Below are 25,489 nucleotides of genomic sequence, written 5' to 3'. Positions count from 1 at the left end.
GGCAAATTTAATACAAAGTTTGTGTTGTGCAAACATTTTATAGCAAAAAAATGCGTTCAATTTTTTCACAGGCTGCATACGCTAAAAATATCCCATCATATTAAACGTTACCTCAATTACATACTTGGGGCTATCTATATTATTAGTAAATTCGTCCCATAAAATTTTTTAGCGCTTATGGGTTCTTTCAACTTTACAAAATGGAACAAAATTACGGGTTGGCTTGTCTTTGCTATAGCACTGACTACATATTGGTTAACCGTTGAGCCTACTGCCAGTTTTTGGGACGCAGGAGAGTATATTACAACCGCTAGTAATTTAGAAGTAGGTCACCCGCCTGGAGCCCCACTATACCAATTGCTTGGCGCTTTTTTCTCTATTTTTGCAGCAGAGGCTTCGCAAATAGCGCTTACCATAAATCTAATGTCAGTTTTTGCAAGTGCATTTACCATTTTGTTTATGTTCTGGTCGCTAACCATTTTACTTTCAAATTTGGTTTCTAAGCATCAAGAAATTGATAAAACCGGAGCAATTGCAATTATAGGAAGTGGCGCAGTTGGAGCGATCGCCTTTGCGTTCACGGATAGTTTTTGGTTTAATGCCGTGGAAGCGGAGGTATATGCAAGTGCAGCATTCTTAATGTCGGTTTTGTTTTACACCGCATTGCGCTGGGAGCGTGAAATGCTTGAGCCCCGGGGTAATCGATGGGTAATTCTCATTGCGTTTATTATCGGGCTTTCCTTTGGGGTTCACTTTATGGCGCTTCTCACCATTCCGGCAATTGGGTTTTTATATTTTTTCAAACATTATAAAACCGTTACCGTAAAAAATTTCATCATTGCAAATATTGTTACCGTGGCAATTCTTCTTTTCATCTTCAAGCTTTTATTGCCGATGACGATGAAATTTTTCAGTGCTTCAGAATTATTTTTTGTAAACAGTATTGGGCTTCCGTTTAACTCCGGGACTATTTTCGCCGCGCTTCTTTTTATCGTTCTTTTTATTTACGGCCTTCGATTGACACGCAAAAAAGGATTTGTACAGCTAAACACGCTTTTATTGTGCGTACTCTTTATATTCATTGGGTTTTCAAGTTGGTTGATGCTGCCTATTCGCGCCAATGCGGGAACGGTAATTAATGAAAACAACCCAAACAATGCCCGTGAACTTCTGGCTTATTACAACCGTGAACAGTATCCAGAAACACATCTTTTTTACGGCCCTCTCTTTACCGAAACCTATGTTGGGCTTGACGAGGACAACCCTTATAAAGACGAAAAACCAAAGTATGAAAAGGATGAGGCTACCGGAAAATACATCATCGTAAACAATTACAAAAATGCGGGCCAAAATACCGATGATTCACAAAAGGCATTTATGCCCCGTATGTGGAGCACAGAGCACAATGCCAATTATATGGAATTCACCGGCGGATTGGATTTTTCGGTGAAAAGTGAATATTTGAGCGAGCCTCGCCTTGTTGATGAGGTAAATAAATTTAAACAAGCTTACAATCAAGGCTTGGTTGATAAAAGCGATTATGACAAGTTCCTGAAAAATTTTGGACAATATCTAGACATCCAAAAGCCTTCTTTTTTCCAGAATATGAAATTTATGTTCGAGTTTCAGTTTGGTTATATGTACTGGCGTTATTTTATGTGGAATTTTACCGGAAGACAGGACGATGTACAGGGTCAGTACACAGATTTGCACGGCAATTGGATTAGCGGAATAAAATTTTTTGACGAACTGCGCTTGGGAAATCAAGACAGTCTTACAAGTGATATGAAAGACAACAAGGCGCGAAACACTTATTTTTTCCTTCCGCTTATTTTAGGAATTATAGGCTTGGTTTTTCACTTTAAAAATGACCAAAAAAGTTTTTGGGTATTGCTCGTATTCTTCCTTTTTACAGGATTGGCACTTAAAGTTTATCTAAACGAAAGACCTTTTGAGCCACGGGAGCGTGATTATGCGCTTGTGGGAAGCTTCTATGTTTTTGCCATTTGGATAGGCTATGGTGTGTATGCTCTTTTTGACCTAGCCAAAGATTATTTAAAACCGAAAATAGCACTGCCTGTCGTGCTTGCCATTACCACTTTGGCCGCACCAGTTTTGCTCGCCACCCAAAACTGGGACGATCACGACCGTAGCAATCGTTATACTGCGCAGAGTATGGCCAAAATGTATTTAGACTCCTGTGATGAAAATGCGATTCTCTTCACTATCGGCGATAATGACACCTTTGCACTTTGGTATGCCCAAAATATTGAAGGTTATAGGCAGGATGTACGTATCGTAAACACTAGTTTGTTCCAAACAGATTGGTATATTGACGACATGAAGAAAAAAGCATTTACCAGTGATCCAATACCCTCCCAATTAACCCACGAAAAGTATCGTTGGGGAACCCGTGATTTTTTAATATATCAACAAACCACTCAAGACACCATTGATATTAAAACTTGGATGAATTTTGTGGCAAGTGACAGTCAAGCCACCCAAATAGAACTTCCAAGTGGACAGCAGGTCAACACTTTTCCTTCAAAAATTATCAGAATTCCCGTAGATAAAGAAGCGGTATTACGAAACGGTATAGTTGATGAAAAGGATGCCGATAAAATTGTTCCATACATAGATATTAATCTTAAGGGAGACATTATCTACAAAAACAGAATGATGATGCTGGACATTATCGCAAATAATAACTGGGAACGGCCTATCTATTTTAGTGGCGGAAGTTTTGGCGATGATGATTATTTGTGGATGAAAGATTATTTACAATTGGATGGAGTGGTCTATAAGCTGGTTCCTATAAAAACTCCTTTAAACAGAAGAAGTCCTTTTGATATGGGAAGAATTGATACAGATAAAATGTATGATATTGTGATGTCTTGGGATTGGGGCAATAGCGGCAGCCCAGATATTTACCACGATACTGAAACCAGAAGAAACGGAATTACCTACAGAAGCAACCTTGCCCGTCTTGCTGAAGCGCTTATAAACGAAGGTAAAGATGAAAAAGCCGAGAAAGTACTGGATCTGGCCATGGAAAAAATGCCCATTAAGTATTTTGAATACTATTCGCTTTTGGAGCCTTTTGTAGTGGGCTATTACGAACTTGATAAAATTGAAAAAGCTCGCAGGGTTTATGATGATGTTACTAAAAAGTATCAAGAAAATTTAACCTATTACAATAGTTTAAAATTTAATAAACAACGCGCCATCGCCGAAGACATTATTAGCGATATGGAACGCTACCGCGGGCTTGTACAGCTTGTGGTTGTTTATGATGAAGAACAATATGGTAGAGACGAAGCGAAAGAATTTAACGACTATTTAAAAATGTTCCGCCACTTCTATTCTCCTGATGAAGCTATGGATTTAGACAAAGATGTTGAAAAAGACTCCACTATAGAAATGCCTCTGGATTCTACACTGTTAGAAGAAATGGAACTGGAGCCAACCAATCAGGTTAACGAAGATGTGCCCGTAAATTAAAACGTTTTGAAATTCAATTTGGTAAAAATGCCCAGATTCATACAGCGGTTATACCCTGAGCGAGTCTGGGCATTTTCCAATAAAAAAGATTCGGTTTATCTCACTTTTGACGATGGCCCAATTCCCGAAGTAACACCCTGGGTTTTGGACGAATTGAAAAAGCACAATGCAAAAGCCACCTTTTTCTGTATAGGCGAAAACGCAAAAAAGCATCCAGAAATTTTTCAAAGAATTATTGCTGAAAGCCACGCTATTGGAAACCATACTTTCAACCATTTGAATGGCTGGAAAACAGAAACTTCTGAATATATTGAAAACACTTTACTTGCAGAAAAATTAATCACCTCAAAATTGTTTCGCCCCCCTTATGGAAAAATCACTTCAAAACAAGCAAAGCAATTACAACAAAAAGGTTTTAAAATTATAATGTGGGATGTGCTGAGCTATGATTTTGACGCGACCATTTCTGAAAAAAAATGCCTTCAAAGCGTTTTGAAAAACATTAAACCCGGAAGTATTGTTGTATTCCACGATAGCCTAAAGGCAGAAAAAAACCTTCGGTATGTTTTGCCGAAGGTTTTGGAATATTTAAAGGAAAAAAATTTATCTCCCGTTGCGTTTGATTCTCGTTCATAAAGTATTTTTGTAGGCGGACAGAATAGAGGATATCATACTCTATTCATACTCTATTCATACTCTATTCATACTCTATTTAGGAGGCAAATATGGCTTATATAAGGTCGTTTGTGAGAAATATCAGAAAAGATTTAGAAAAAAATTCTTCCGCATTGTATTGAATAAGTCACAACTCGAAAGTAATATGGTTTTTCACGATAGCTTAAGGGCAGAAAAAAACCTTCGATATGTGTTGGCGAAGGTCTTGGAGTTTATTAAGGAGAAAAAAAGATTATTTAATGCTATTGATTAATTTACCAAAAGATTATAGCTAGTAACTAAAAATTGATTAGAACCAGATGCAGTAGTTCTTTCAACATATATTTCAATATAATCTGTTGGGTTTGCCACTACAGTTCCCACTATTGACAATCCCTGCCGTGCATTGGTATCCACAACATCATAAATTACCTGCGTACCTGTTTGTTGAACACCATTTTTATAAATTGAAAAAGTAAATCGCATACCAGCAATAGCCGTAAATGAAATTGAACCAATAACATTTAAAGATCTCGATTTTTTTCCTTCATACACAACACTATTGCTACTATCGCCACCACTTCTTGTTGAAGTTCTAAACATCCTTATGGGTGAAGTAGTAACTGGAAGTTTGATAGGAGTTGCATTATTCAACGTTACAACGCTAGAGGAAGTGTAATAAATATTTGCTGTAGCTTGAGAATCTCCCTCTCTTGGAATTCCAGGACAATTCACTGTCCAATCTTTATTAAAATTATATCCGGTATATGGAGAAGAGCCAGTCACATATGTCCCCCCTCCATAAAATACTACTTCACTTAATACAGCATCACCCGTGATAGAAGTAATACCCGTGGTAATCATTCCAGTTTTTCCTGGAAGAACATTACTGAATCCACTTACTTTTTCAATTAGTCCAAAAGAATTATTAAAAGTTTCAAATGTTCCGCTATTGGTGCCAAACCAGGCCTGATTATTTAAAAGTAGATTGCCGATATTACTATACGTGATTCCATTGACATTATTTATAAATTGAATAATATTTCCAAAATAAATACCAAGTCCCGAGATGCTGCCTACACTGGTGGTCATTCCATCCACAACCGTATTCTGCACAAGTAGCGAGGAGGTTGTAGAGATACCGGGTCCAGTTATTTCAAAAGCTTTTGCGCCTTTTAAGGTTACATTGCGAACACTTCCTCCTGTACTACCTTTAAAAATGGTACCACCCGGAAATGATAGAATATCTTCATTTGCATCTAAACCTGATACGTAAGCATTGTTTAAATCTATGGGATCTGTTAAATTAATGGTGCCATTTATTTCATAATAGGTATTGGAGGCCAAGGTAATTTTACCTCCTGACGGGGCAGGAAAATCAGCCGCGGTTTTAACCAACACATAATTATTTCGCTGGTTCAGTGAAGAATTTATCTTTAACCATGTAGCTGTTACAGAATCATAATAATAATATGCCTTCACCGTGGTATCATACACCATTAAACTATTTGCTGGAGTAGTAATAGCATTTCTTTGAACGGTTGTCATTCGCGGCAGCAAAATTCCTTTGTCGGTAGAAGTAATATCGAGCATTGAAGATGTTGCTGGATTGGTATTCCCAATACCCACTTGTGCTCGAAGGGACACTGAGGTTATTAATAGAAACAAAAGGAATAATCCTCCTATAAAGGAAGAAAACTTGTAAGACTTTTTCATAGCATTCTGGGGATAAAGTAAAATTTTTCCGACAAATTAAAAGACTTAATCCGAATTTTCAATCACTTTAACGATAAAATTTAAAAAATTTAACTTTTATTGTAGGAAATTCAATAAAATAATAAGAAGAATAGCAGAACAAGAATATTTTTACCAAAATATTCCTTTTTGAATACAGTTTTATGAAGAAAAGAATTAATTTTTGAAAATATACGGTTTAATGTAGCTAAACATATTCGTTTACAAGCCCAATAAGTGTATTGGCGTCTTGTTCTCCGCTTTGGCGCCATTTCATTTCGCCATTTTTGTAAATCATTAGGGTGGGAAGACCTTTAACCCTAAGCGCTTCGGCAAGCTCCTTATTTTTGTCAACGTCTATTTTGATAACACGTGCTTTATCGCCAAGTGCGGCGGCAACATCTCTTAGTACAGGGTGCATTTCTTTGCACGCCTCGTCCCATTCTGCAAAAAAGTCCAACAGCACTGGGACTTTTGTTTCAATTAATTCTCCAAATTTTGACATTTGCCTAAAGTGTTAGTTGAACAATTGTATTACAAATATAGCATTTCCCGATTATTATACGGTATTCTGTCTTTTTTTAAGTTGAATAACAGTAATTTCTGGCCAGATGCCTGCCCTGCCCGGATAGCCCAAAAACCCGAAACCTCGATTCACATTTATATACATTCCAAATTCCTCATAAATTCCCGCCCAATTTTTATATCTGTATTTGATGGGGCTCCATTTTATGATCCCCGGAATCTCAATGCCAAACTGCATTCCGTGGGTATGGCCGCTAAGTGTTAAATGAAAATGTCGCGGATCATGTTTTATCTTAGATTGCCAGTGAGATGGGTCATGACTCATCAAGATTTTAAAGTCGCTGTCTGAAATGCCGTCGCAAGCTTTATCCAGATCGCCAGCCTGTTTAAAACCGTTTTCACCCCAATTTTCAACGCCAACCAAAGCTATTTTTTGACCGTTTCGCTCCAGATATCTATTTTCATTCAGTAGCAAATCCCAACCCATTTCCTTTTGAAGAGATTTTAATTTCTGAAGATTTTCAGCTTTATCGGCTGTACTTTTCCATCCTACATAATCACCATAATCATGATTTCCCAAAACTGAAAAGACTCCCAGCTTCGCATTTAAAGTTGAAAAAAGTTGTTTCCAATCGTCCATTTCTTCGGCAATATTGTTTACCAAATCCCCGGTAAAAAGGATTACATCACTTTGCTGTTTATTAATGAGATCTACAGCATATTCCACTTTATTTCGGTTATCAAAACTGCCGCTGTGTATATCGCTTATTTGTGTAAGTGTAAAACCTTCAAATGCATCTGGCAGATCTTCAAATTCCAAAGCATATTTCAATACTTTGTAATTCTATTTCCCTTGAATCATCCCATAAAGTAGGGATGCGAAAGGAATAGCGGCAATGCCCAAAGCAATGGTACTTACAAATTTTCTGCGGGAAGCCATAAATTGTGCCTGGTCACTTCCGGCCACTTTCATGAATATCCCAACAAAAAAACGGGCAATGTCTTCACCGAACATAAACACGATTATGATCAATTTTGGCACAAATACTGCCAGGAAAATTCCGAAGAAATACATTTTTGGAGGTTCCATCATTTTGGCAGAACCCAAAAAAGAAAGTTCATAAATCAGTCCCGCCAAAACAGCCAACGAAATAAAAACATACAGCCCATGTAACCACGGGCTTTTAGTAAGGGTTTTTACCGCCTGAAAGGCATAAATATCAACCAGAATGTAAATGACAATAAAAATGGCCCAACGCATAGAGTAGAAACAAGTTTTAAAGGTAGTGAGTTTCAAAAAAATGATAAGCTACTTCACTTTATTTTAACGGTTATAGTATCTCATTTTTAAGATTTTTAAAAGGAGAAACAGCGTATACCAACTAAAATGGTGACCCTGTGAAAATCATTTCCTTAAGTTAACAATTCCATAAAACCAAAGCCAGAAAAAGCACTTATTTTTGAAACGGTAATTAGTATATACTTTGATTAGCCATGGGAAAAATAAAGCCGCTTTTGAGGAGGAGCGGCTTTTGCTTTTTAATATAAGGAAATCTTTTCACCCCGCGTTTCCTGTTCCTTAAACTTCATCACAAGGTCCAATGCATCGGGGATTACATCGCTACAACAGATAATGAGTGAACCTTTTTTTGCATTTTTTATGGCATGTGTAATGGCTTCTTTTTCTGAAGGAATAATAGTGGTTTTCTTGTTTGGATTCTTCATTTTTATTCCAACGTTCAGCATTTTAATCAATTCCTCTTCACTTTTTCCGCGTAGGTTTTTATCTTGCCGGATAATTATTTCATCAAACATTTCTGCGGCAATACTTCCCAATTCGTTGGTGTCTTCTTCCCTTCTATCGCCCACTCCTGCAATAATTCCAATTTTTTCGGTGGCATCAAAGGAATCGGTAAATTGTTGCAAAGCACGCATTCCCGCGGGATTGTGCGCATAATCCAGCAAAATGCTGAAATTTTCAAATTTAAATAGATTCAATCTCCCTGGGGTTTGGGTTGCCGAAGGAATAAAGGTTTCCAAAGCTACTTTCATATCCTCAATGCCTATTCCGCGCACGTTTGCCGCAATAACAGCTGGAAGGATATTTTGTATCATAAAACTTGCCTTTCCACCGAAGGTCAATGGAATGTTTTCAGCTTTCATTATTCGCATTTTCCAAGTTCCGCGACAAAGGGTGACGTAGCCGTTTTCATAAATTGCAGTGATTCCGCCAAGTTTTTGAAGCGCTTTTATCCGTGGGTTTTCTTCGTCCATTGAAAATAAAGCGAGGTTGCAGTTGATACTTCTTCGCATTTCATAAACCAAATCATCATCGGCGTTTAAAATTGCATAACCATCTGGCAAAACGGTTTCGGGGATAACGCCTTTCACTTTTGCCAACTGTTCAATGGTGTGGATTCCCTTTAAGCCCAAATGGTCTGCAGCCACATTAGTTACAATGCCGACATCACATTTTTTAAAACCTAATCCTGCACGAAGCAAGCCGCCCCGGGCACATTCTAAAACGGCGAAGTTTACCGTTGGATCTTTCAATACAAATTCGGCACTTGCCGGACCGGTGCAATCGCCTTTCATCAACAATCTATTTTGGATATAAACGCCATCACTTGTGGTATAACCTACTCGATAGCCTTTCATTTTTGCCATGTGCGCAATAAGGCGCGTAGTTGTGGTTTTTCCATTGGTACCGGTGGTAGCTATTATTGGAATCCTGCCCGTATCGCCCTGTTTTGGAAAAAGTTTATCTACAACGGGAGCAGCAACATTTCGAGGAAGTCCGGTAGTTGGAGCCAAATGCATCCTAAATCCGGGTCCGGCATTTACTTCCAAAACTGCACCGCCAGTTTCATTTAAGGGTTGGCTTATATCGGTTGTCATGATATCAATTCCGCAGATATCAAGGTCTATTATCTTTGAAATGCGTTCTGCCATGGAAACGTTTGATGGATGTACGATATCGGTAACATCTTCCGCTGTGCCGCCTGTGCTTAAGTTTGCAGTGTCTTTTAAAATAACTTTTTCACCTTCTTTTGGTACAGAATCTTCGGTATAACCTTTTGCGGCGATGATAGTTTTGGTCAAATCATTAATAGTGATTTTTGTGAGCACATTTTCGTGTCCATAACCGCGACGTGGATCTTTATTTACTTCATCAACCAATTCTTTTATGGTGGATTTTCCGTCGCCCATGATGTGTGCAGGACTGCGCTTCGCGGCTGCTACCAAAACATTATTGATTACCAGCAAACGGTAATCTTCACCCGTAATGTATTTTTCTATTATAACTTTGGGTGAAACATTTTTTGCAGCATGAAAAGCCACCAAAGCATCTTCGTAGTTTTTAATGTTGACGGTAATCCCGCGACCATGGTTTCCGCCCACGGGTTTTACAACCAACGGAAATCCTACATATCTACAGGCTTCCGCAAGGCTGCTTTCGCGACCAATAATGTCGCCCCTTGGAACTTCCACTTCTGCCTGCTCCAAAAGGTATTTGGTGTCTTCCTTATCGCAGGCTATTTCAACCCCAATACTACTAGTTTCTGAAGTTACCGTCGCCTGTATTCTTTTTTGGTTGGCGCCGTAACCCAATTGGCAAAGTGAATATTTATTCAAACGAATCCACGGAATGCCACGGGCTTCAGCTTCTTCAACAATGGAACCTGTACTTGGCCCTAGGCGTTCATCCTCGCGTATTTCACGCATCCGTTGTATATCGGCCTCCAAATCATAGCTATCACCCGAGATAAGTGCTTTGCAAATATCAACCGCTGCTTTCGCAGCATACCGCCCCACATTTTCTTCAATATAACTAAAGACCACATTGTAAACGCCTTTTTCGCCATAACCGCGGGTTCTTCCAAAGCCCGTATCCATATCGGCCAAGGTTTGAATTTCCAATGCGATATGTTCAATTACGTGACCCATCCAAGTGCCTTCTTCCACACGTTGAAAAAATCCGCCCGGTTCGCCCACGCTACAACGATGGCTATACATGCTCGGGAACATGCTTTTTAGCCGATCACTGAAGCCGTCAATTTTATTGGAAGGGAGTTCTTCCATTTCCTCAAGGTCAAGGACCATTACAATTAATTTATGACGACGTATGGACCAGTAATTCGGCCCTCGCATGGCGTTGATTTCCCTTATACGCATATGTTGACGGATTTGTTAGTTTGGTTCGAATTTGATAAATATATGATTAATTTTTATAACAATTAGCGTATTTTTGCCCGCAAATCAAATAAATTCATGAGCGTAAAAGGCACACTGATCCCCATAGGTGGAAATGAAGATAAGGGCATTGAACAGAGCGAAATATATACACTAGAATATATTCAGGAAGGGATCTTATCCCGTGTGGTTCGTGAAAGTGGGGGGAAAGAAGCCCTAATAGTTGTTATCCCAACTGCTTCAAGTATTCCGAATGAAGTGAGCGAAAACTATCTGCACGCTTTTGGAAAATTAGGGTGTACCAACGTTCGCATTATGGATATCCGCAATCGTGAGGAAGCAGAAGATCCGCTGCATTTAACCTTGATGAAAAAAGCCGATTGCGTTATGTTTTCTGGAGGTGACCAATCCAAAATAGTACAATATATTGGCGGAACCCTTCTGCACAAAATAATTCAAGAACGGTACGAAAAAGATAACTTTGTAATTGCCGGAACCAGCGCTGGAGCAATGTGCATGAGCCAGGAAATGATAAAAGGTGGCGGAATAAAAGAAGCCTTTACAAAAGGTGCTGTTTTAATGGGTGAAGGCATGGGCTTCATTCCAAACTTGATAATCGATTCACACTTTATACGCCGCGGACGGTTTGGAAGACTTGCCGAAGCAGTGGCACGATTTCCCAAACTTATCGGTATTGGCTTGGCGGAAGATACTGGCTTAGTAATAAAAAACTGCAATATCGTGGAAGTGATTGGCTCGGGAATGGTCATTCTTTTTGACCCAAGGAAGCTAAAACACAACAATCAAGCAGTGGTTGCCGACGGTACGCCAATGTCCCTAAATAATTTGAAAACACACATTTTAGCAAACGGCGATCGTTTCGATATCAAGAAAAAGAAACTTAAAATTTCGCCTCATCACATTCGTGTGATTGAATCTCAAACTTTGTGATTAGGGATTAGGGATTAGGGTAAAATACAATAGTGTCCATAGAACCTATAGAATGTGCAGTATCCATAGTATCATTTCCTATATATACCAATCTCTTTTTCCCCTTTGGAAGTTTTAAAAGCGCGGTACATCCCTTCAGTATTGAAAGGCATTGCTATATTCCCTTCGGCATCAACGGCAATCAAGCCGCCATCGCCACCAATTTCCAAAACTCTTTTGTTGATTACTTCGGAAGCAGCTTCAGCTAAAGCCATTCCTTTGTATTCCATTAAGCAGGAAACATCATAAGCCACCACGCCACGAATAAAATATTCGCCACTGCCCGTGCAACTTACCGCGCAGGTTTTGTTATTGGCATATGTTCCAGACCCAATCATCGGACTGTCGCCCACTCGGCCCCACCGCTTGTTGGTCATTCCCCCAGTGGATGTGGCAGCGGCAACGTTTCCATTTTGGTCGCAGGCCACAGCGCCAACAGTTCCAAACTTACCTTCCTTTTTCATACTGTGATCCAACTGAAATTTGTCGCTATCTTTTATGTTTTGCCATTGCTGGTAACGATGTTCATCATAGAAATATTCGGGAGCTTCCAAAGTGTAGTCCAGACTTTTCGCAAAACGCATCGCTCCTTCACCTGCCAAAAAAACATGTTCCGTTTTTTCCATAACATCCCGAGCCAAGGATATTGGGTTTTTAATACCAGTAATAAGGGAGACCGCCCCTGCATCAAGCGTTTTACCATCCATAATGGCAGCATCCATTTCGTGGGTGCCATCGTTGGTAAAAACACTACCTTTTCCTGCGTTGAAAAGTGGCGAATCCTCTAAATGGTTTACCGCAACTTCCACCGCGTCCATAGCGCTTCCGCTATTTTCAAGTATTGCATATCCTTTTTCCAAAGCTTCGTTTAAAGCTGATTTATATTGTTCCTCCTTTTCTTGCGTCATCAAACCTTTTACCAATGTTCCTGCTCCGCCATGGATTACCAATGAATATTTTTTCATCTGAAATAATTTATGGGCGAAAAATACGAATTGCAATTCAATTAATTTCGCACCATTGAAGAAGTTTTGTAGTTTTGGAATTCGTCTAAAAAATCCAAAATGTCCACCCAAAAACGCCTTTTCCTTCTTGATGCATACGCCCTTATTTTTCGCGGGTATTACGCACTTATAAAAAATCCAACCATTAATAGCAAAGGGCAAGACACCTCTGCCATTATGGGTTTTCTGAATTCCCTTTTTGATGTTATCCGCCGCGAGCGTCCCGATCATTTGGCCGTTTGTTTTGATAAGGATGGAAGTGCCGAACGCACCGAAATGTTTGCAGATTATAAAGCAAATCGTGACGAAACGCCCGATGTTATCCGTCAATCTATCCCGATAATTCAAGAAATAATCAAAGCTATGCACATTCCTTGTGTGGAGCTTTCAGGTTTGGAGGCTGATGATATTATTGGAACGCTTGCGCAACAGGCAGAAAAACAAGGTTATCAGGTTTTTATGGTTACGCCCGATAAGGATTTCGGCCAATTGGTAACCGAAAATATTTTTATGTACCGCCCTGCGCGTATGGGTAATGCCATCGAGATTTGGGGAATCCCCGAAGTGCAGAAACGTTTTGGTGTAGAGCGTCCCGAACAGGTGATTGATTATTTAGGAATGATGGGCGATGCCAGCGATAACATTCCCGGACTGCCTGGTGTGGGTGAAAAAACAGCAAAGAAGTTTATTGCGGAATTTGGCTCTATGGAAAATCTTTTGGCAAATACCGATAAGCTAAAAGGTAAAATGAAAGAAAAAGTTGAAGAGAATGCCGAACTCGGTCTGCTTTCAAAAAAGCTCGCTACAATCTGTACTACATGTGATGTAACGTTTAATGAAAAAGATTACGAGCTGTCGATGCCCGATGGCGAAAAAGTGCAGCAGATTTTTGAAGAACTGGAATTCCGAAGACTAAAAGAGCAGTTTTTAAAACTGTTTTCAGAAGAAGGCGCTTCGGAAAAAGTGACACAGATTTCAAATTCCGAAAGTGCAAAAAAAGCAACTTCTGCTTCCGCAGGAAGTGGGCAATTTTCCCTTTTTGGCAGTGATGGAGACACTTCCGAAGAAATAAAAAATTACAACTCACGTGCCACCATTGAAAACACAGAACATTTTTACCAAACCGTTCAGCCGGGAATGGGAACTAAATTGTTTCTTCAGAATTTGATGAAGCAGCAAAGTGTATGTTTTGATACCGAAACCACAAGTTTGAATCCGTTGGAGGCAGAACTGGTTGGAATTGCTTTTTCTTGGGAAAAGGGAAAAGGATTTTACGTTCCTTTTCCTGAAAACAAAGAGGAAACACAGCAAATTTTGGAGGAGCTTCAACCTTTTTTTGAAAACGAAACCATTGAGAAAATTGGACAAAATCTGAAGTATGACATCAAAGTTTTGGCGAAATATAATATTTCGGTAAAAGGAAAATTGTTTGATACCATGCTCGCGCATTATCTTATAAACCCAGATATGCGGCACAATATGGATGTTTTGAGCGAAACGTATTTGAATTATACACCCGTTTCCATTACGGAATTGATTGGCAAAAAAGGCAAAAACCAATTGAATATGCGGGACGTTGCCATTGAAAAACAGACTGAATATGCCGTTGAGGATGCCGATGTAACATTTCAACTAAAGGAACATTTCGAAAAAGAACTGGGTGAAGCCAACACCCAAAAACTTTTTGATGAGATTGAAGTCCCGCTTCTGCGGGTTTTGGCAGCCATGGAATTGGAAGGCATCAATCTGGACGAGGAATTTCTGAAAAAACTTTCCAACGAATTGGACAAAGACATTCTTCAACTTGAAAAAAGTATTTATGAAGAAGCTGGAGAAGAATTTAACATTGCATCACCAAAGCAATTGGGCGATATTCTTTTCGGAAAAATGAAGTTGATTGAAAAACCGAAAAAAACCAAAACGGGACAGTATTCAACCTCAGAAGATGTGCTTTCCTATTTGGCGAAAGACCATAAAATAATCCGTGATGTTTTGGAATATCGCGGGCTTACAAAATTGAAAAGCACTTATGTGGACGCGCTTCCAGACCAAGTTGAAAAAACTACAGGTCGCGTGCACACAGATTATATGCAAACCGTTGCAGCCACGGGCCGTTTGAGCAGTAACAATCCAAACTTGCAAAATATCCCAATTAGAACTGAGCGTGGGCGCGAAGTTCGAAAAGCATTTATTCCAAGAAATGACGATTATGTTTTGATGGCTGCGGATTATTCGCAAATAGAACTTCGTATTATTGCCGCATTGAGCGAAGAAGACAATATGATTGAAGCTTTCAAAAATGGCGAAGATATCCACGCTTCTACCGCAGCAAGGGTCTTCAATATTCCTTTAAGTGAAGTGACCCGCGAACAACGAAGCAACGCCAAAACCGTGAATTTTGGGATTATTTATGGGGTTTCCGCTTTTGGTCTCAGCAATCAGACTGACCTTTCCCGTTCTGAGGCTAAAGATTTGATAGACACTTATTACAAAACCTATCCAAAACTTCGAAATTACATAAGCGAACAAATTCAATTTGCACGTGAACATGGGTATGTACAAACGGTTTTGGGAAGAAGACGCTATTTAAAAGACATTAACGGAAGCAACCAAGTGGTTCGTGGCGCGGCGGAGCGAAATGCCGTAAATGCTCCAATACAGGGAAGTGCCGCAGACATTATTAAAATTGCTATGATCAACATCCACAAAAAATTAGAGAAAGAAAACTATAAAAGTAAGATGCTGCTTCAAGTCCATGATGAATTGGTCTTTGATGCCTATAAGCCTGAGCTCGAAAAGCTAAAAACCATGGTTAAACACGAAATGGAAAATGCCTATACGCTGAGCGTTCCATTGGATGTTGATTTGGGTGTGGGTGAAAATTGGTTGGAGGCGCATTAATTTTGCTACAGTTTTCAAGGCTTTATGCCGTAAAGTAGATTGCGTATTAAGAATTTCTTAACTTTTTAATGTTATGGATTATGGGAAATCAGTATTTTGCTGCCAAAATATTGAAGCACTTACTATGAAAAACTCCTTTACACTTTTATCACTTTTCTTTTTTGTATTTACCATCCAAGCCCAAGACCCAAACATTCTTTGGCAGCGGACTATTGGGGGGAGTGGGGAGGAATTTTTGAGTTCAATTATAAATACAACTGATGGCGGGTTTATAGTTGGCGGACGCTCAGACTCAAATATTTCTGGAGAAAAGCTTGAAAACTCTAGAGGAGGCGAGGATTATTGGATTTTAAAAGTAAATAATAGTGGAATTATAGAGTGGCAAAGAACCTTGGGAGGCGATATTGATGATAGATTGAATTCCATTTTTCAAACATCCGATGGAGGATATGTTTTAGCTGGAACATCTGCTTCAGGAATTTCAGGCGATAAGACTGAGGCATCAAAAGGAGGAAGTGACTATTGGATAATAAAGCTAAGTCCTACAGGAAATATCGAATGGCAAAAAACTTTGGGAGGAAACAACAACGATAGTGTTACCAATATTTTGCAAACAGTCGACGGAGGATATATTGTTACAGGAAATTCAACCTCCAGCATATCGGGCGACAGAACTATATTTAATCCGGGCATACAGGATATATGGATTCTTAAACTGGACTTGAATGGAAACATTGAATGGCAAAAAGCATATTCATTTATTGACAACACATATTGCGCGGGATTAGATTTCACAGCTGACGGAGGATATATAATTGGATATTTTCCAAGCACTCAAGACCTATATGGCACTATAAAGATATCTTCTAATGGAACTCAATTGTGGGAAAAAATTTACGGATGTGGATCAATAACATTCATGACGAATGTTAAACAAACAAATGATTCTGGCTATATATTGACAGGATTTTCTGATTCGGATGCTGGAGGTATTAAATCTGAAGATTCGCAAAGTTTTGATTATTGGATAATAAAAGTTGACCAAGATGGGGAAGTAGAATGGGAAAACACTATTGGCGGAGCTTTTGGAGATGGCTGCTATACCACATTACCTTCTTCTGAAGGAGGTTATTTTGTTACAGGCTATTCAGACTCCCCTGCTTCAGGAGACAAAACAGAAGACCCAATTGGCGAGTCAGATTACTGGATTATTAAATTAAATGAACAGGGAATTATTGAATGGCAGAATACTATTGGAGGTGCAGATTCTGAGAGAATTCCTTTTGGAACTCAATTAAATGATGGCAGTTACATTGTTGGTGGGCAGTCTGAATCTAATATCTCAGGCGACAAAACTGAAAACTCAAGAGGCAGTTATGATTTCTGGATTGTAAAACACGCCCAAATATTAGGCCTCGAAGAAACCTCGTTTTCAAAGGATATAACTCTCTACCCCAACCCAACAAAAAACACATTACAAATAAACACCCAAGACCAAACCATAGACCAAATAAACATTTACACCATGACGGGCAGCAAAGTCTTGCAATTGGAGGTTGGCACCGTTTCCCCAACCATAGATGTTTCCAGCTTGGCTACGGGCGTTTATTATGTGCAGTTGTATTCCGGTAAAAATGTGGCCTTGAAAAAGTTTGTGAAAGAATAAATTTAATTCAGAATTCAGAATTCAAAATTATTCTGGTCTTTTGTCTTACTTCTTTTAGCGTAGCGGTCTTATGTCTTTTTCACAACAAAATATTTTCCACACCCCTTGCTTTTCAAATAAATAACACTACATTTGCACCCCTCTTAGACAAAATCTTTTTTGTTTAAAGGGTGAGAAACAATGATTTATTAACCTATTGACAAAAAACTAATGGATACATTAAGTTACAAAACAGTATCTGCTAACAAGAATACCGTTGTAAAAGAATGGTTGGTAGTAGATGCGGACGGCCAGGCATTGGGTCGTCTTGCCAGCGAAGTTGCAAAATTGCTTCGTGGAAAGCACAAGCCAAGTTTCACCCCTCACGTAGATTGTGGTGATAACGTAATTATTATTAACGCCAGTAACGTAAAACTTACAGGCAACAAATGGAATGACAAAACGTACATTCGCCACACAGGTTATCCTGGTGGGCAACGTAGCCTTACCGCTACAGAAATGTACAAGAAAGACCCTGCAAGGCTTGTTGAAAAAGCTGTGAAAGGTATGCTTCCAAAAAACAAATTGGGCGCAGAAATGTTCAGAAACCTAAAAGTGTATGCAGACGCAAACCACGGACAGGAAGCACAGAAACCTAGAACTATTAACCTTAACGACAACAAGTAATGGAGACAATTCACAAAATAGGCAGAAGAAAGACCGCTGTTGCACGTGTGTACCTTAAAGAAGGCAAAGGAAACATTACCATCAACAAGCGTGAGTTGGAAAACTACTTTCCAACGGGAACACTTCAGTATAAAGTAAAACAACCTTTAACACTTACCGATAACGAAAAGTCTTTCGATATTTCAGTAAATGTATTTGGAGGTGGAATCACAGGGCAGGCAGAAGCCATTCGTCTTGCAATTTCCCGCGCTATGTGCGAGCTTAACGATGAAAATCGTGGCATCCTTAAACCAGAAGGTTTGCTGACAAGAGACCCAAGAATGGTAGAGCGCAAGAAATTCGGACAGAAGAAAGCGCGTAAGAAATTCCAGTTCTCTAAACGTTAATGCTTCGGCTGCGCTCAGCAACCGATTTATAAAAATACTTGTGTGGTGTCGTTCACTGAGCGAAGTCGAAGTGAGGCACCGCACAATTTTAAGTTCATATTCATTATTAATTAAAAAAAGCTGTTATCCGTCTTTGGCGGAGTTAGTTTAGCATCTAAACCAAATTCTTATAGAAGCGGTTGCTATCCTTTCACAGAACGTAAACTAAAACAAAATGGCAAAAAAAGTAGAAGTAAAAGACTTACTTGAAGCTGGTGTGCACTTTGGCCACCTAACCCGCAAATGGAACCCAAACATGGCGCCGTATATCTATATGGAGCGCAACGGGATCCACATTATCAACCTTTACAAGACCGCTGCAAAAATCCAAGAGGCCAATGAAGCCCTTAAAAAAATTGCAGCCAGTGGGCGCAAAATTCTTTTTGTAGCTACCAAAAAACAAGCAAAAGACATTGTTGCTGAAAAAGCAAAGAATGCAAACATGCCCTACATCACTGAAAGATGGCCCGGTGGTATGCTTACCAACTTTGTAACTATCCGTAAAGCCGTTAAGAAAATGGCTTCTATTGATAGAATGAAGCAAGATGGAACCTTCAACACCCTTTCTAAGAAAGAGCGTTTGGCAGTTGACCGTCTTCGTGCTAAATTGGAAAAGAACTTAGGTTCCATTTCTGATATGAGCCGTCTTCCCGCAGCACTTTTTGTAGTTGACACAACCCGCGAGCACATTGCAGTTGCAGAGGCTATGAAATTGAACATTCCAATCTTCGCAATGGTCGATACCAACAGTGACCCACGCGTTATTGATTACGTAATCCCATCTAACGATGATGCTTCAAAATCTATCGAAAGCATTATGAATTTTGTTTCGGAAGCTATTATTGAAGGGCTTTCTGAAAGAAAAGCTGGCAGTGATGACGATAACGACGATGAAGAAGGAATGGCAAAAAAGGCAAAAGCGCCTAAAAAGGACAAGGAAGCCAAACCAGCCAAAAAAGTAAAGGCTGAAGTTCCTTCAACTGACGAAGAGGACGTAGAAGATATGAAAGAGGCAAAACAGCCTGTACGTCAAAAATCGAAAAAGCAAATTCTTAACGAAGAAGAATAATAACGATATCTTAAAATCTAAAAGTCGTTTGGTTCTTTTCTGTGTTGAAAATTAATTGGACGACTTTTTTAATTAAAAACTTTTAAAAATTTATAAAAATGGCAAACATAACAGCCGCAGAAGTAAATAAACTAAGACAAGCCACCGGCGCCGGAATGATGGACTGTAAAAAGGCATTGGTTGAGGCAGATGGAAATATGGAAGAAGCAATTGCTATCCTTAGAAAAAAAGGACAGAAAATTGCTGAAAAAAGAGCAGATCGCGATTCCAGTGAAGGTGTTGCAACCGCAAAAGTAAACAGCGACAACACAAAAGGTGTGGCTATTTCATTGAACTGTGAAACTGATTTTGTTGCGAAAAACGATTCTTACGTTGAAATGGCAAACAAAATGGCAGAAATTGCTTTAAACACTTCTTCAAAAGATGAGTTTTTGGCTGCAGATTTTGGGGGAATGACCGTTGCTGAAAAACTTACTGAGCAAACTGGTGTGATCGGTGAAAAAATCGAGATTGGTGGTTACGAAATTTTGGAAGCTCCATTCGTAGGTTCTTACGTTCACGGCAACAAGATTGCTGCTTTAACAGGTCTTTCCAAGAAAGTTGATAATGCTGATGAATTGGCAAAGGACGTTTCTATGCAAGTTGCATCTATGGGCGCCACTACCCTTTCTTACAAAGATTTTGATCCGGAATTTGTGGCTTCTGAAACCGAGGCAAGAATTGCAGTAATCGAAAAAGAAAATATTGAATTGGGCCGTTTGGGAAAAACCCTTAAAAACGTACCTAAGTATATTTCAAGAGCACAATTGACGCCAGAGGTTTTGGCGCAAGCTGAAGCTGATGCAAAAGCTGAATTGAAAGCCGAAGGCAAGCCAGAGCAAATCTGGGACAAAATCCTTCCGGGTAAAATTGAGCGTTTTATTAGCGACAATACTACGCTTGACCACGAAAAAGCGTTGCTTGACCAAAACTTTATTAAAGACGACAAAAAGAGCGTTGCAGAGTACGTAAAAACGTATGGCGATGTAGAAATTGTAGGCTTTAAGAGAGTTTCTTTGGCGTAAGCTATACGCATATTTTAAATGAAAAGAGGCTGAAATCAATCAGCCTCTTTTTTGCTTTCAAGCTATATGAATATTTTTGTCATTTTATTAAAAAATTATTCCTTTACAATTTTTCTTATAGTTCTTTTCCCTTCAGTAGTAATTACGGCTACGTACATTCCGGTTTTTAAAGAAGTTATATTCAGTTCGGTATTTTCAGCTAAAGGAATGCTTTCCACTACTTTTCTTCCCAAGAGATCATAAAGAATAATACTTTCAATTTTTGAATCGGCTTTAATATTCAACTTATTAGTTGTAGGGTTTGGATAAATTGAAATATTTGAAGGTTCCAATTCTTCAACACCTAAATTTGTATTTACGCCAAAGATAGTTTCATAGGTTTTTCCTCCAAATTCAGCAGTAATTGTATAGACTCCATCTGGCCAGCTGCCATCCACTGGGTATTCCCATTGGGCATAGGCACCTGTGTAAAAAGGCCAAGGCGATGTAAACACATAATCATACAACACAGAATTATCGGGTTTTTTAACGACTATATGGGTATCACTGTCAGTTTGAATATCTCTATAAAAGATTCTAAAATAAACCGATTCTCCAGGTTCAAAATTAAGTTCTTCATAGGTATTCTCCACCACGCCACATTCATCATCAAAATTGTTTGAATTGTGGGTAGAAAGTCGATTAATCTCGGGAACGTAATAATCTGGCTGATTCACAAACCAACTCTCCGCATTCATGTTATTGCAAGGCCCTTCATATGGATCTATCAAGTTATTGTTTGCATCATAGATTTCAAAATGCAAATGAGGAATTGTGCTACTACCAGAGCTGCCCGCAGCGCCCAAATATTCGCCTTCTGCAACGGTATCGCCAATGTTTTTTGAAGTGATGGCTCCATCCTTAAAATGCCAATACCATGCCTGCGAACCGTCTGAATGCTCTATGATGATACCGTTCCAATTTGGATTTCCGTTGTTTTCACAATTTAAGTCAAAGTTGCCATCGCGTTTATCGATAATAATTCCTGGCGCTGCGGCAATAACTTCCATGATTTCTTCCTGCATGCGTTTCCAGGGGTAAGGCCAAAGTACATAATCTGTACCTTCATGGTTGCCATTGCTCCAATCATAAGTTCGTTCACCACATTCATAATCCAAAAGGTTTCCGTTGGGAGTTGGGTCGTGGTCCACTTGATTGTTTACAATGTGATACCCGTAATCATCAAAGCCCGCTTTGGGACGAATTGGCAAAATAAACAAAGGTGATGCACTGCTACGATGAAATGCGTTTGGGTTTTTCTGAAGTATTAATTGCTTATTCATCGCTATTTTCTCCCGCAACTCTTGCCGTTGCGAATCGGTAATACACTCTGTTTTTTGAATATTTGCAGGATGAAATGAAGGGCTTGATGGAGGTAATAGTTTTCCTGTATTTTGGGAAATCATCAATGTAGTAGCCCCAAGAAAAAAATAAAGTAAGATTGCTTTCATAATTTTGAAATTTTAAGGATTATATCTTTCTGAACATGCTTACATCGTATACCGAAGCCGAATGTCATCAATAAACCCAAACTTTTTTTGCAGTTGCGTACTTATAAATAGAAAAACTACTTTTTTAATTCCTTCCATAGCATCAATAATTTTCTTTATTTTTGCCACAGCAAACCCAAACTATGCAGTACAAAAGAATTCTTTTAAAACTTTCCGGCGAGGCCTTGATGGGCGAACAGCAATACGGAATAGATGCCGTTCGACTTAAGGAATACGCCCACGAAATAAAACAAATAACCGATAAAGGCGTGGAAGTGGCCATTGTTATTGGCGGCGGAAATATCTTTAGAGGTTTGGCGGGAGCCAGCAGCGGTATGGATCGCGTGCAGGGTGACCATATGGGGATGCTCGCTACCGTAATCAACGGGCTTGCGCTGCAGAGTGCTTTGGAAAATGAAGATGTGCCCACACGCTTACAGAGCGCGATTAACATTAATGAGGTTGCAGAGCCATTTATTCGCAGAAAAGCAATTAGACATTTGGAGAAAGGCCGCGTAGTTATTTTTGGGGGCGGTACAGGGAATCCTTATTTTACAACAGATTCCGCAGCGGTTTTAAGAGCTATTGAGATTGGCGCAGATGTGATTTTGAAGGGGACCCGCGTGGATGGTATTTACACCAGCGACCCTGAAAAGGACAAGCAGGCAACAAAATTTGATTTTATCAGTTTTGAGGATGTGCTGCAAAAAGGGTTAAAAGTAATGGATACAACGGCTTTCACTTTAAGCCAAGAAAATGAATTGCCAATCATTGTTTTTGATATGAATACAAAAGGGAATCTTTTAAAAGTTGTTTCCGGTGAAAAGATTGGCACTAAAGTGAATTTGTAGAAAAATAATTTAAGTTTAATCAAAAGATACCCGTTTTCGCGGGCATGTTATGGAAGACGAAATAGATATTATAATTGAAGGCACCAAAGAAGCTATGGGCAAGGCGCTAAAGCATCTTGAAAAGGAATTGGTAAACATTCGTGCCGGAAAGGCTTCACCATCTATGGTGGGTAGCGTAATGGTAGATTATTATGGCAGCCCTACGCCATTGAGCCAAGTGGCAAACGTGAGCACTCCTGACGGAATGACCATTAGCATACAGCCTTGGGAAAAGCAAATGATCCCTGAAATAGAGCGTGGAATCCATCTTGCCAATATTGGTTTTAACCCTATGAACAATGGTGAAAGTGTAATTATTAACGTGCCGCCCCTAACCGAAGAACGCAGAAGGGAGTTGGCAAAACAAGCCAAAGCTGCTGCAGAAGAAGCAAAAATTGGTGTACGTAACGATAGAAAGGTTGCTAACCAAGACATAAAAGGGTTGGATATTTCAGAAGATTTGAAAAAAAGCCTTGAAGACGACATACAAGAAATGACTGATGCGCACATTAAAAAGATTGATGAAATCCTGGCCAAGAAAGAAAAGGAAATAATGACGGTGTAACCCACATTTTCGTTAAACTAAATATAATAAAGCGGCATAATAGCCGCTTTCTCTTTACTTTTAAATGGTTAAAAACTAACCCTTCCGAATGCGAAAACTTCTTTTTCCTGTCTTTTTCAGTATTGCCATCTTTGCCTTTGCGCAGGAACCGGCTATAAAAACAGACAAGGATACCATCGCAGGGGTTGAAGACAAAAAAGACCATCCACTTTCTTCAGGGTATTATCCCGTGGGGTTTTTTGACATTGACCTGAAAACCTTAATTAAACTGAACAATTACGAAGGATTGCGTTTGGGTATTGGGGGACTTACCAATGATAAGCTTTTTAAAAACTACAAACTTGGCGGTTATTATGCGTATGGCTTTAAGGATAAAACCTCAAAATACGGGGTAGGCGTAAGTGCGCGTGTAAATAAAGAAAAGAAAGCTTGGGTGAGTGTATATTATGCCGATGATGTAAAAGAAATTGGAACTTTTGATTATTTGACCGATGCCCGTGTCTATTCCATTTTTGAACCGCGACTAGTCAATATCACCCAATTTTATAAATACCGAAAATGGTTTACGAGCATTGCAAGTGAGCTTTCGCCGAAAATTTTGGCAGAAGTTCGCTTGGAACTCAGCAATGTGGAAAATATTGAAAATTATTACTACATAAACGACGGCGTGCCCTATAGAGATTACCAGTTAGCCGAAGCTACGGTTTCTGTCAGGATAAGTCCGAAAACAAATTTCTTTACTAATGAAGATGGCACCAAGGAATATTTTGATGGTTTTCCAAAGATAAGTGCGCAGATTACCCAAGGGGTTAAAGGTGTGGTGGAAAGCGATTTTAACTATACAAAATTTGGGCTAAAGTTGGATTATTATATAAAACGCACAGACCTCTCTTCTACCAACATACTTTTGGAAGGGTCTTTGGCAACGGGCGATGTTCCACTTACGCATTTGTTTCACTCCTACCCTAACCAACCTACTAAAGATGAGGTGTTGCAGCGTTTTTCGGTGGCGGGTGTGCAGAGCTTTGAGACGATGTATTTTGGTGAATTCTTTTCGGATAGGCTTACTACGCTACAGGTAAAGCACAGTTTGCGCAGATTCAAGCTTACGGAAAAATGGAAGCCGGAGCTGGTGCTGATTACGCGCCATGCCCTGGGCGATATGAGCAATAGGGACCAACATTTTGGAATCCCTTTTGATACGCTGGACCAGCTTTATAACGAAACTGGTTTTGAAATAAATAAAATTCTCTTTGGGTTTGGGCTTAGTGCGGCTTACCGCTACGGTTACTACAACCTTCCAAAATTCTCAGATAATATTTCGTTCAAGTTTACCTTCTACCTTAAGGTGTAGGGCGGTTTTTGCTTTTAGCCCTTGGCCTTTGGCCGTTCGCTTCGTTTTACCCTAAATTTATTTATTCACCCTATGCGTGCAGACGGCAATTCTATGCGTGCAGACGCTAACTCTATGAGTGCAGACGGCAGTTCTATGCGTGCAGACGGCAATTCTATGCGTGCAGACGGCAGTTCTATGCGTGCAGACGCTAACTCTATGCGTGCAGACGGCAGTTCTATGCGTGCAGACGGCAATTCTATATGCGCAGACGCTAACTCTATGAGTGCAGACGGCAATTCTATCTGTGCAGACGCTAACTCCATCCGTGGAGACGCCAAGTCTATGCGTGCAGATGAATACTCTATTCGTAAAATTATTCACCCTGTCCTATACGACGCTTATTCTAACCGATACGACGGCAGTTCTAACCGATACGACGCTTACTCTAACCTATACGACGCTAGTTCTAACCGATACGACACCAACTCTAACCTATACGACGCCAACTCTAACCTATACGACAGGTGTTCTAACCGATACGGTGCGGATTTTATGTGGAAACATCAATTTCTTTTGATTGTCCTACCCTTCGACTCCGCTCAGGGTACGAAATCATTTTAAAGTTATGATAGTTTTCTCCGATACGGACGCAGTTTTCTCCGATACGGACAGGAGCATCATAAGAAAAACAAGCTATTGCAAGGGGAATGGGAAATGGTTAGGGTATGGCAACGAAAAAAGATTGAGAATCTTTCCCTATCACATACAATAATACT

17 protein-coding genes and 1 pseudogene are annotated in these 25,489 nt (G+C 39.6%); 12 read left to right on the top strand and 6 right to left on the bottom strand.

Going from position 1 to position 25,489, the window contains the following annotated elements; translation table 11 throughout:
- Positions 1-177: 177 nt before the first annotated feature.
- Both JK629_RS06205 and JK629_RS06200 read left to right on the top strand, forming a co-directional pair.
- Positions 178-3,501, top strand: coding sequence for a glycosyltransferase family 117 protein (locus JK629_RS06205; RefSeq protein WP_202337740.1), 3,324 nt, complete (start codon positions 178-180; stop codon positions 3,499-3,501).
- A gap of 27 nt (positions 3,502-3,528) precedes the next feature.
- Positions 3,529-4,137 carry a polysaccharide deacetylase family protein gene (locus JK629_RS06200; RefSeq protein ID WP_202337739.1) on the top strand — a complete coding sequence of 203 codons (609 nt, stop codon included), beginning with the start codon at positions 3,529-3,531 and terminating at the stop codon, positions 4,135-4,137.
- Positions 4,138-4,425: 288 nt separating this feature from the next.
- Here the strand turns inward: JK629_RS06200 and JK629_RS06195 are convergent, their stop codons facing one another.
- The 4 genes and pseudogenes from JK629_RS06195 to cphA form a co-directional block, all read right to left on the bottom strand.
- On the bottom strand, positions 4,426-5,871 hold the full coding sequence (locus JK629_RS06195) for a hypothetical protein (protein WP_202337738.1): 1,446 nt from the start codon (positions 5,869-5,871) through the stop codon (positions 4,426-4,428).
- A 226-nt stretch (positions 5,872-6,097) separates the two neighbouring features.
- A complete protein-coding gene (locus JK629_RS06190; RefSeq protein WP_202337737.1) occupies positions 6,098-6,394 on the bottom strand; it encodes a thioredoxin family protein in 297 nt (98 codons plus the stop codon).
- Positions 6,395-6,448: 54 nt separating this feature from the next.
- Positions 6,449-7,675: pseudogene (locus tag JK629_RS06185) on the bottom strand (metallophosphoesterase).
- A gap of 278 nt (positions 7,676-7,953) precedes the next feature.
- On the bottom strand, positions 7,954-10,590 hold the full coding sequence (gene cphA, locus JK629_RS06180; protein ID WP_202337736.1) for a cyanophycin synthetase: 2,637 nt from the start codon (positions 10,588-10,590) through the stop codon (positions 7,954-7,956).
- Positions 10,591-10,686: 96 nt separating this feature from the next.
- Between cphA and JK629_RS06175 the strand changes: the two genes are divergently transcribed.
- A complete protein-coding gene (locus JK629_RS06175) occupies positions 10,687-11,559 on the top strand; it encodes a cyanophycinase (protein ID WP_202337735.1) in 873 nt (290 codons plus the stop codon).
- A gap of 71 nt (positions 11,560-11,630) precedes the next feature.
- On the opposite strand, the gene JK629_RS06170 is transcribed toward JK629_RS06175, so the two are convergent.
- Complete coding sequence (locus tag JK629_RS06170; RefSeq protein WP_202337734.1) at positions 11,631-12,563, bottom strand: isoaspartyl peptidase/L-asparaginase family protein; 933 nt, start codon at positions 12,561-12,563, stop codon at positions 11,631-11,633.
- Between the two features lie 99 nt (positions 12,564-12,662).
- On the opposite strand from JK629_RS06170, the gene polA reads away from it, so the two are divergent.
- The 6 genes from polA (at position 12,663) to tsf (ending at position 20,393) form a co-directional block, all read left to right on the top strand.
- Positions 12,663-15,503 (top strand): DNA polymerase I, encoded by a 2,841-nt coding sequence (gene polA / locus JK629_RS06165; RefSeq protein ID WP_202337733.1) that lies wholly within the window; start codon positions 12,663-12,665, stop codon positions 15,501-15,503.
- 124 nt (positions 15,504-15,627) lie between these two features.
- Positions 15,628-17,169 (top strand): T9SS type A sorting domain-containing protein, encoded by a 1,542-nt coding sequence (locus JK629_RS06160; protein WP_202337732.1) that lies wholly within the window; start codon positions 15,628-15,630, stop codon positions 17,167-17,169.
- A 210-nt stretch (positions 17,170-17,379) separates the two neighbouring features.
- Positions 17,380-17,835, top strand: coding sequence for a 50S ribosomal protein L13 (gene rplM, locus JK629_RS06155; RefSeq protein ID WP_202337731.1), 456 nt, complete (start codon positions 17,380-17,382; stop codon positions 17,833-17,835).
- Complete coding sequence (gene rpsI, locus JK629_RS06150) at positions 17,835-18,221, top strand: 30S ribosomal protein S9 (protein WP_202337730.1); 387 nt, start codon at positions 17,835-17,837, stop codon at positions 18,219-18,221. Before rplM ends, rpsI begins: the two co-directional genes overlap by 1 nt.
- 214 nt (positions 18,222-18,435) lie before the next feature.
- The gene (gene rpsB / locus JK629_RS06145; RefSeq protein ID WP_202337729.1) at positions 18,436-19,329 is read left to right on the top strand and encodes a 30S ribosomal protein S2; all 894 of its coding nucleotides are present in this window, start codon (positions 18,436-18,438) and stop codon (positions 19,327-19,329) included.
- A gap of 98 nt (positions 19,330-19,427) precedes the next feature.
- Positions 19,428-20,393 carry a translation elongation factor Ts gene (gene tsf / locus JK629_RS06140; protein ID WP_202337728.1) on the top strand — a complete coding sequence of 322 codons (966 nt, stop codon included), beginning with the start codon at positions 19,428-19,430 and terminating at the stop codon, positions 20,391-20,393.
- A gap of 95 nt (positions 20,394-20,488) precedes the next feature.
- Here the strand turns inward: tsf and JK629_RS06135 are convergent, their stop codons facing one another.
- Positions 20,489-21,883 carry a T9SS type A sorting domain-containing protein gene (locus tag JK629_RS06135; protein ID WP_202337727.1) on the bottom strand — a complete coding sequence of 465 codons (1,395 nt, stop codon included), beginning with the start codon at positions 21,881-21,883 and terminating at the stop codon, positions 20,489-20,491.
- A gap of 182 nt (positions 21,884-22,065) precedes the next feature.
- Between JK629_RS06135 and pyrH the strand changes: the two genes are divergently transcribed.
- From pyrH to JK629_RS06120, 3 genes are all read left to right on the top strand, one after another.
- Complete coding sequence (gene pyrH / locus JK629_RS06130) at positions 22,066-22,773, top strand: UMP kinase (RefSeq protein WP_202337726.1); 708 nt, start codon at positions 22,066-22,068, stop codon at positions 22,771-22,773.
- A gap of 49 nt (positions 22,774-22,822) precedes the next feature.
- A complete protein-coding gene (gene frr / locus JK629_RS06125; RefSeq protein ID WP_202337725.1) occupies positions 22,823-23,377 on the top strand; it encodes a ribosome recycling factor in 555 nt (184 codons plus the stop codon).
- 88 nt (positions 23,378-23,465) lie between these two features.
- A complete protein-coding gene (locus JK629_RS06120; RefSeq protein ID WP_202337724.1) occupies positions 23,466-24,731 on the top strand; it encodes a DUF5686 family protein in 1,266 nt (421 codons plus the stop codon).
- Positions 24,732-25,489: the final 758 nt, after the last annotated feature.

This window comes from Aequorivita iocasae, from assembly GCF_016757735.1.
In the GTDB taxonomy this organism is placed as follows: Bacteria; Bacteroidota; Bacteroidia; order Flavobacteriales; family Flavobacteriaceae; genus Aequorivita; species Aequorivita iocasae.
The sequence above is the reverse complement of the archived record's forward strand: the minus strand, read 5'-3'. Positions and strand labels throughout refer to the sequence as shown.

What these genes read in the sequence shown, in the direction of transcription:
- JK629_RS06205 (WP_202337740.1), top strand. Translation starts at nt 178, where the DNA reads ATGGGTTCTTTCAACTTTACAAAATGGAACAAAATTACGGGTTGGCTT.
- JK629_RS06200 (WP_202337739.1), top strand. Translation starts at nt 3,529, where the DNA reads ATGCCCAGATTCATACAGCGGTTATACCCTGAGCGAGTCTGGGCATTT.
- JK629_RS06195 (WP_202337738.1), bottom strand. Translation starts at nt 5,871, where the DNA reads ATGAAAAAGTCTTACAAGTTTTCTTCCTTTATAGGAGGATTATTCCTT.
- JK629_RS06190 (WP_202337737.1), bottom strand. Translation starts at nt 6,394, where the DNA reads ATGTCAAAATTTGGAGAATTAATTGAAACAAAAGTCCCAGTGCTGTTG.
- cphA (WP_202337736.1), bottom strand. Translation starts at nt 10,590, where the DNA reads ATGCGTATAAGGGAAATCAACGCCATGCGAGGGCCGAATTACTGGTCC.
- JK629_RS06175 (WP_202337735.1), top strand. Translation starts at nt 10,687, where the DNA reads ATGAGCGTAAAAGGCACACTGATCCCCATAGGTGGAAATGAAGATAAG.
- JK629_RS06170 (WP_202337734.1), bottom strand. Translation starts at nt 12,563, where the DNA reads ATGAAAAAATATTCATTGGTAATCCATGGCGGAGCAGGAACATTGGTA.
- polA (WP_202337733.1), top strand. Translation starts at nt 12,663, where the DNA reads ATGTCCACCCAAAAACGCCTTTTCCTTCTTGATGCATACGCCCTTATT.
- JK629_RS06160 (WP_202337732.1), top strand. Translation starts at nt 15,628, where the DNA reads ATGAAAAACTCCTTTACACTTTTATCACTTTTCTTTTTTGTATTTACC.
- rplM (WP_202337731.1), top strand. Translation starts at nt 17,380, where the DNA reads ATGGATACATTAAGTTACAAAACAGTATCTGCTAACAAGAATACCGTT.
- rpsI (WP_202337730.1), top strand. Translation starts at nt 17,835, where the DNA reads ATGGAGACAATTCACAAAATAGGCAGAAGAAAGACCGCTGTTGCACGT.
- rpsB (WP_202337729.1), top strand. Translation starts at nt 18,436, where the DNA reads ATGGCAAAAAAAGTAGAAGTAAAAGACTTACTTGAAGCTGGTGTGCAC.
- tsf (WP_202337728.1), top strand. Translation starts at nt 19,428, where the DNA reads ATGGCAAACATAACAGCCGCAGAAGTAAATAAACTAAGACAAGCCACC.
- JK629_RS06135 (WP_202337727.1), bottom strand. Translation starts at nt 21,883, where the DNA reads ATGAAAGCAATCTTACTTTATTTTTTTCTTGGGGCTACTACATTGATG.
- pyrH (WP_202337726.1), top strand. Translation starts at nt 22,066, where the DNA reads ATGCAGTACAAAAGAATTCTTTTAAAACTTTCCGGCGAGGCCTTGATG.
- frr (WP_202337725.1), top strand. Translation starts at nt 22,823, where the DNA reads ATGGAAGACGAAATAGATATTATAATTGAAGGCACCAAAGAAGCTATG.
- JK629_RS06120 (WP_202337724.1), top strand. Translation starts at nt 23,466, where the DNA reads ATGCGAAAACTTCTTTTTCCTGTCTTTTTCAGTATTGCCATCTTTGCC.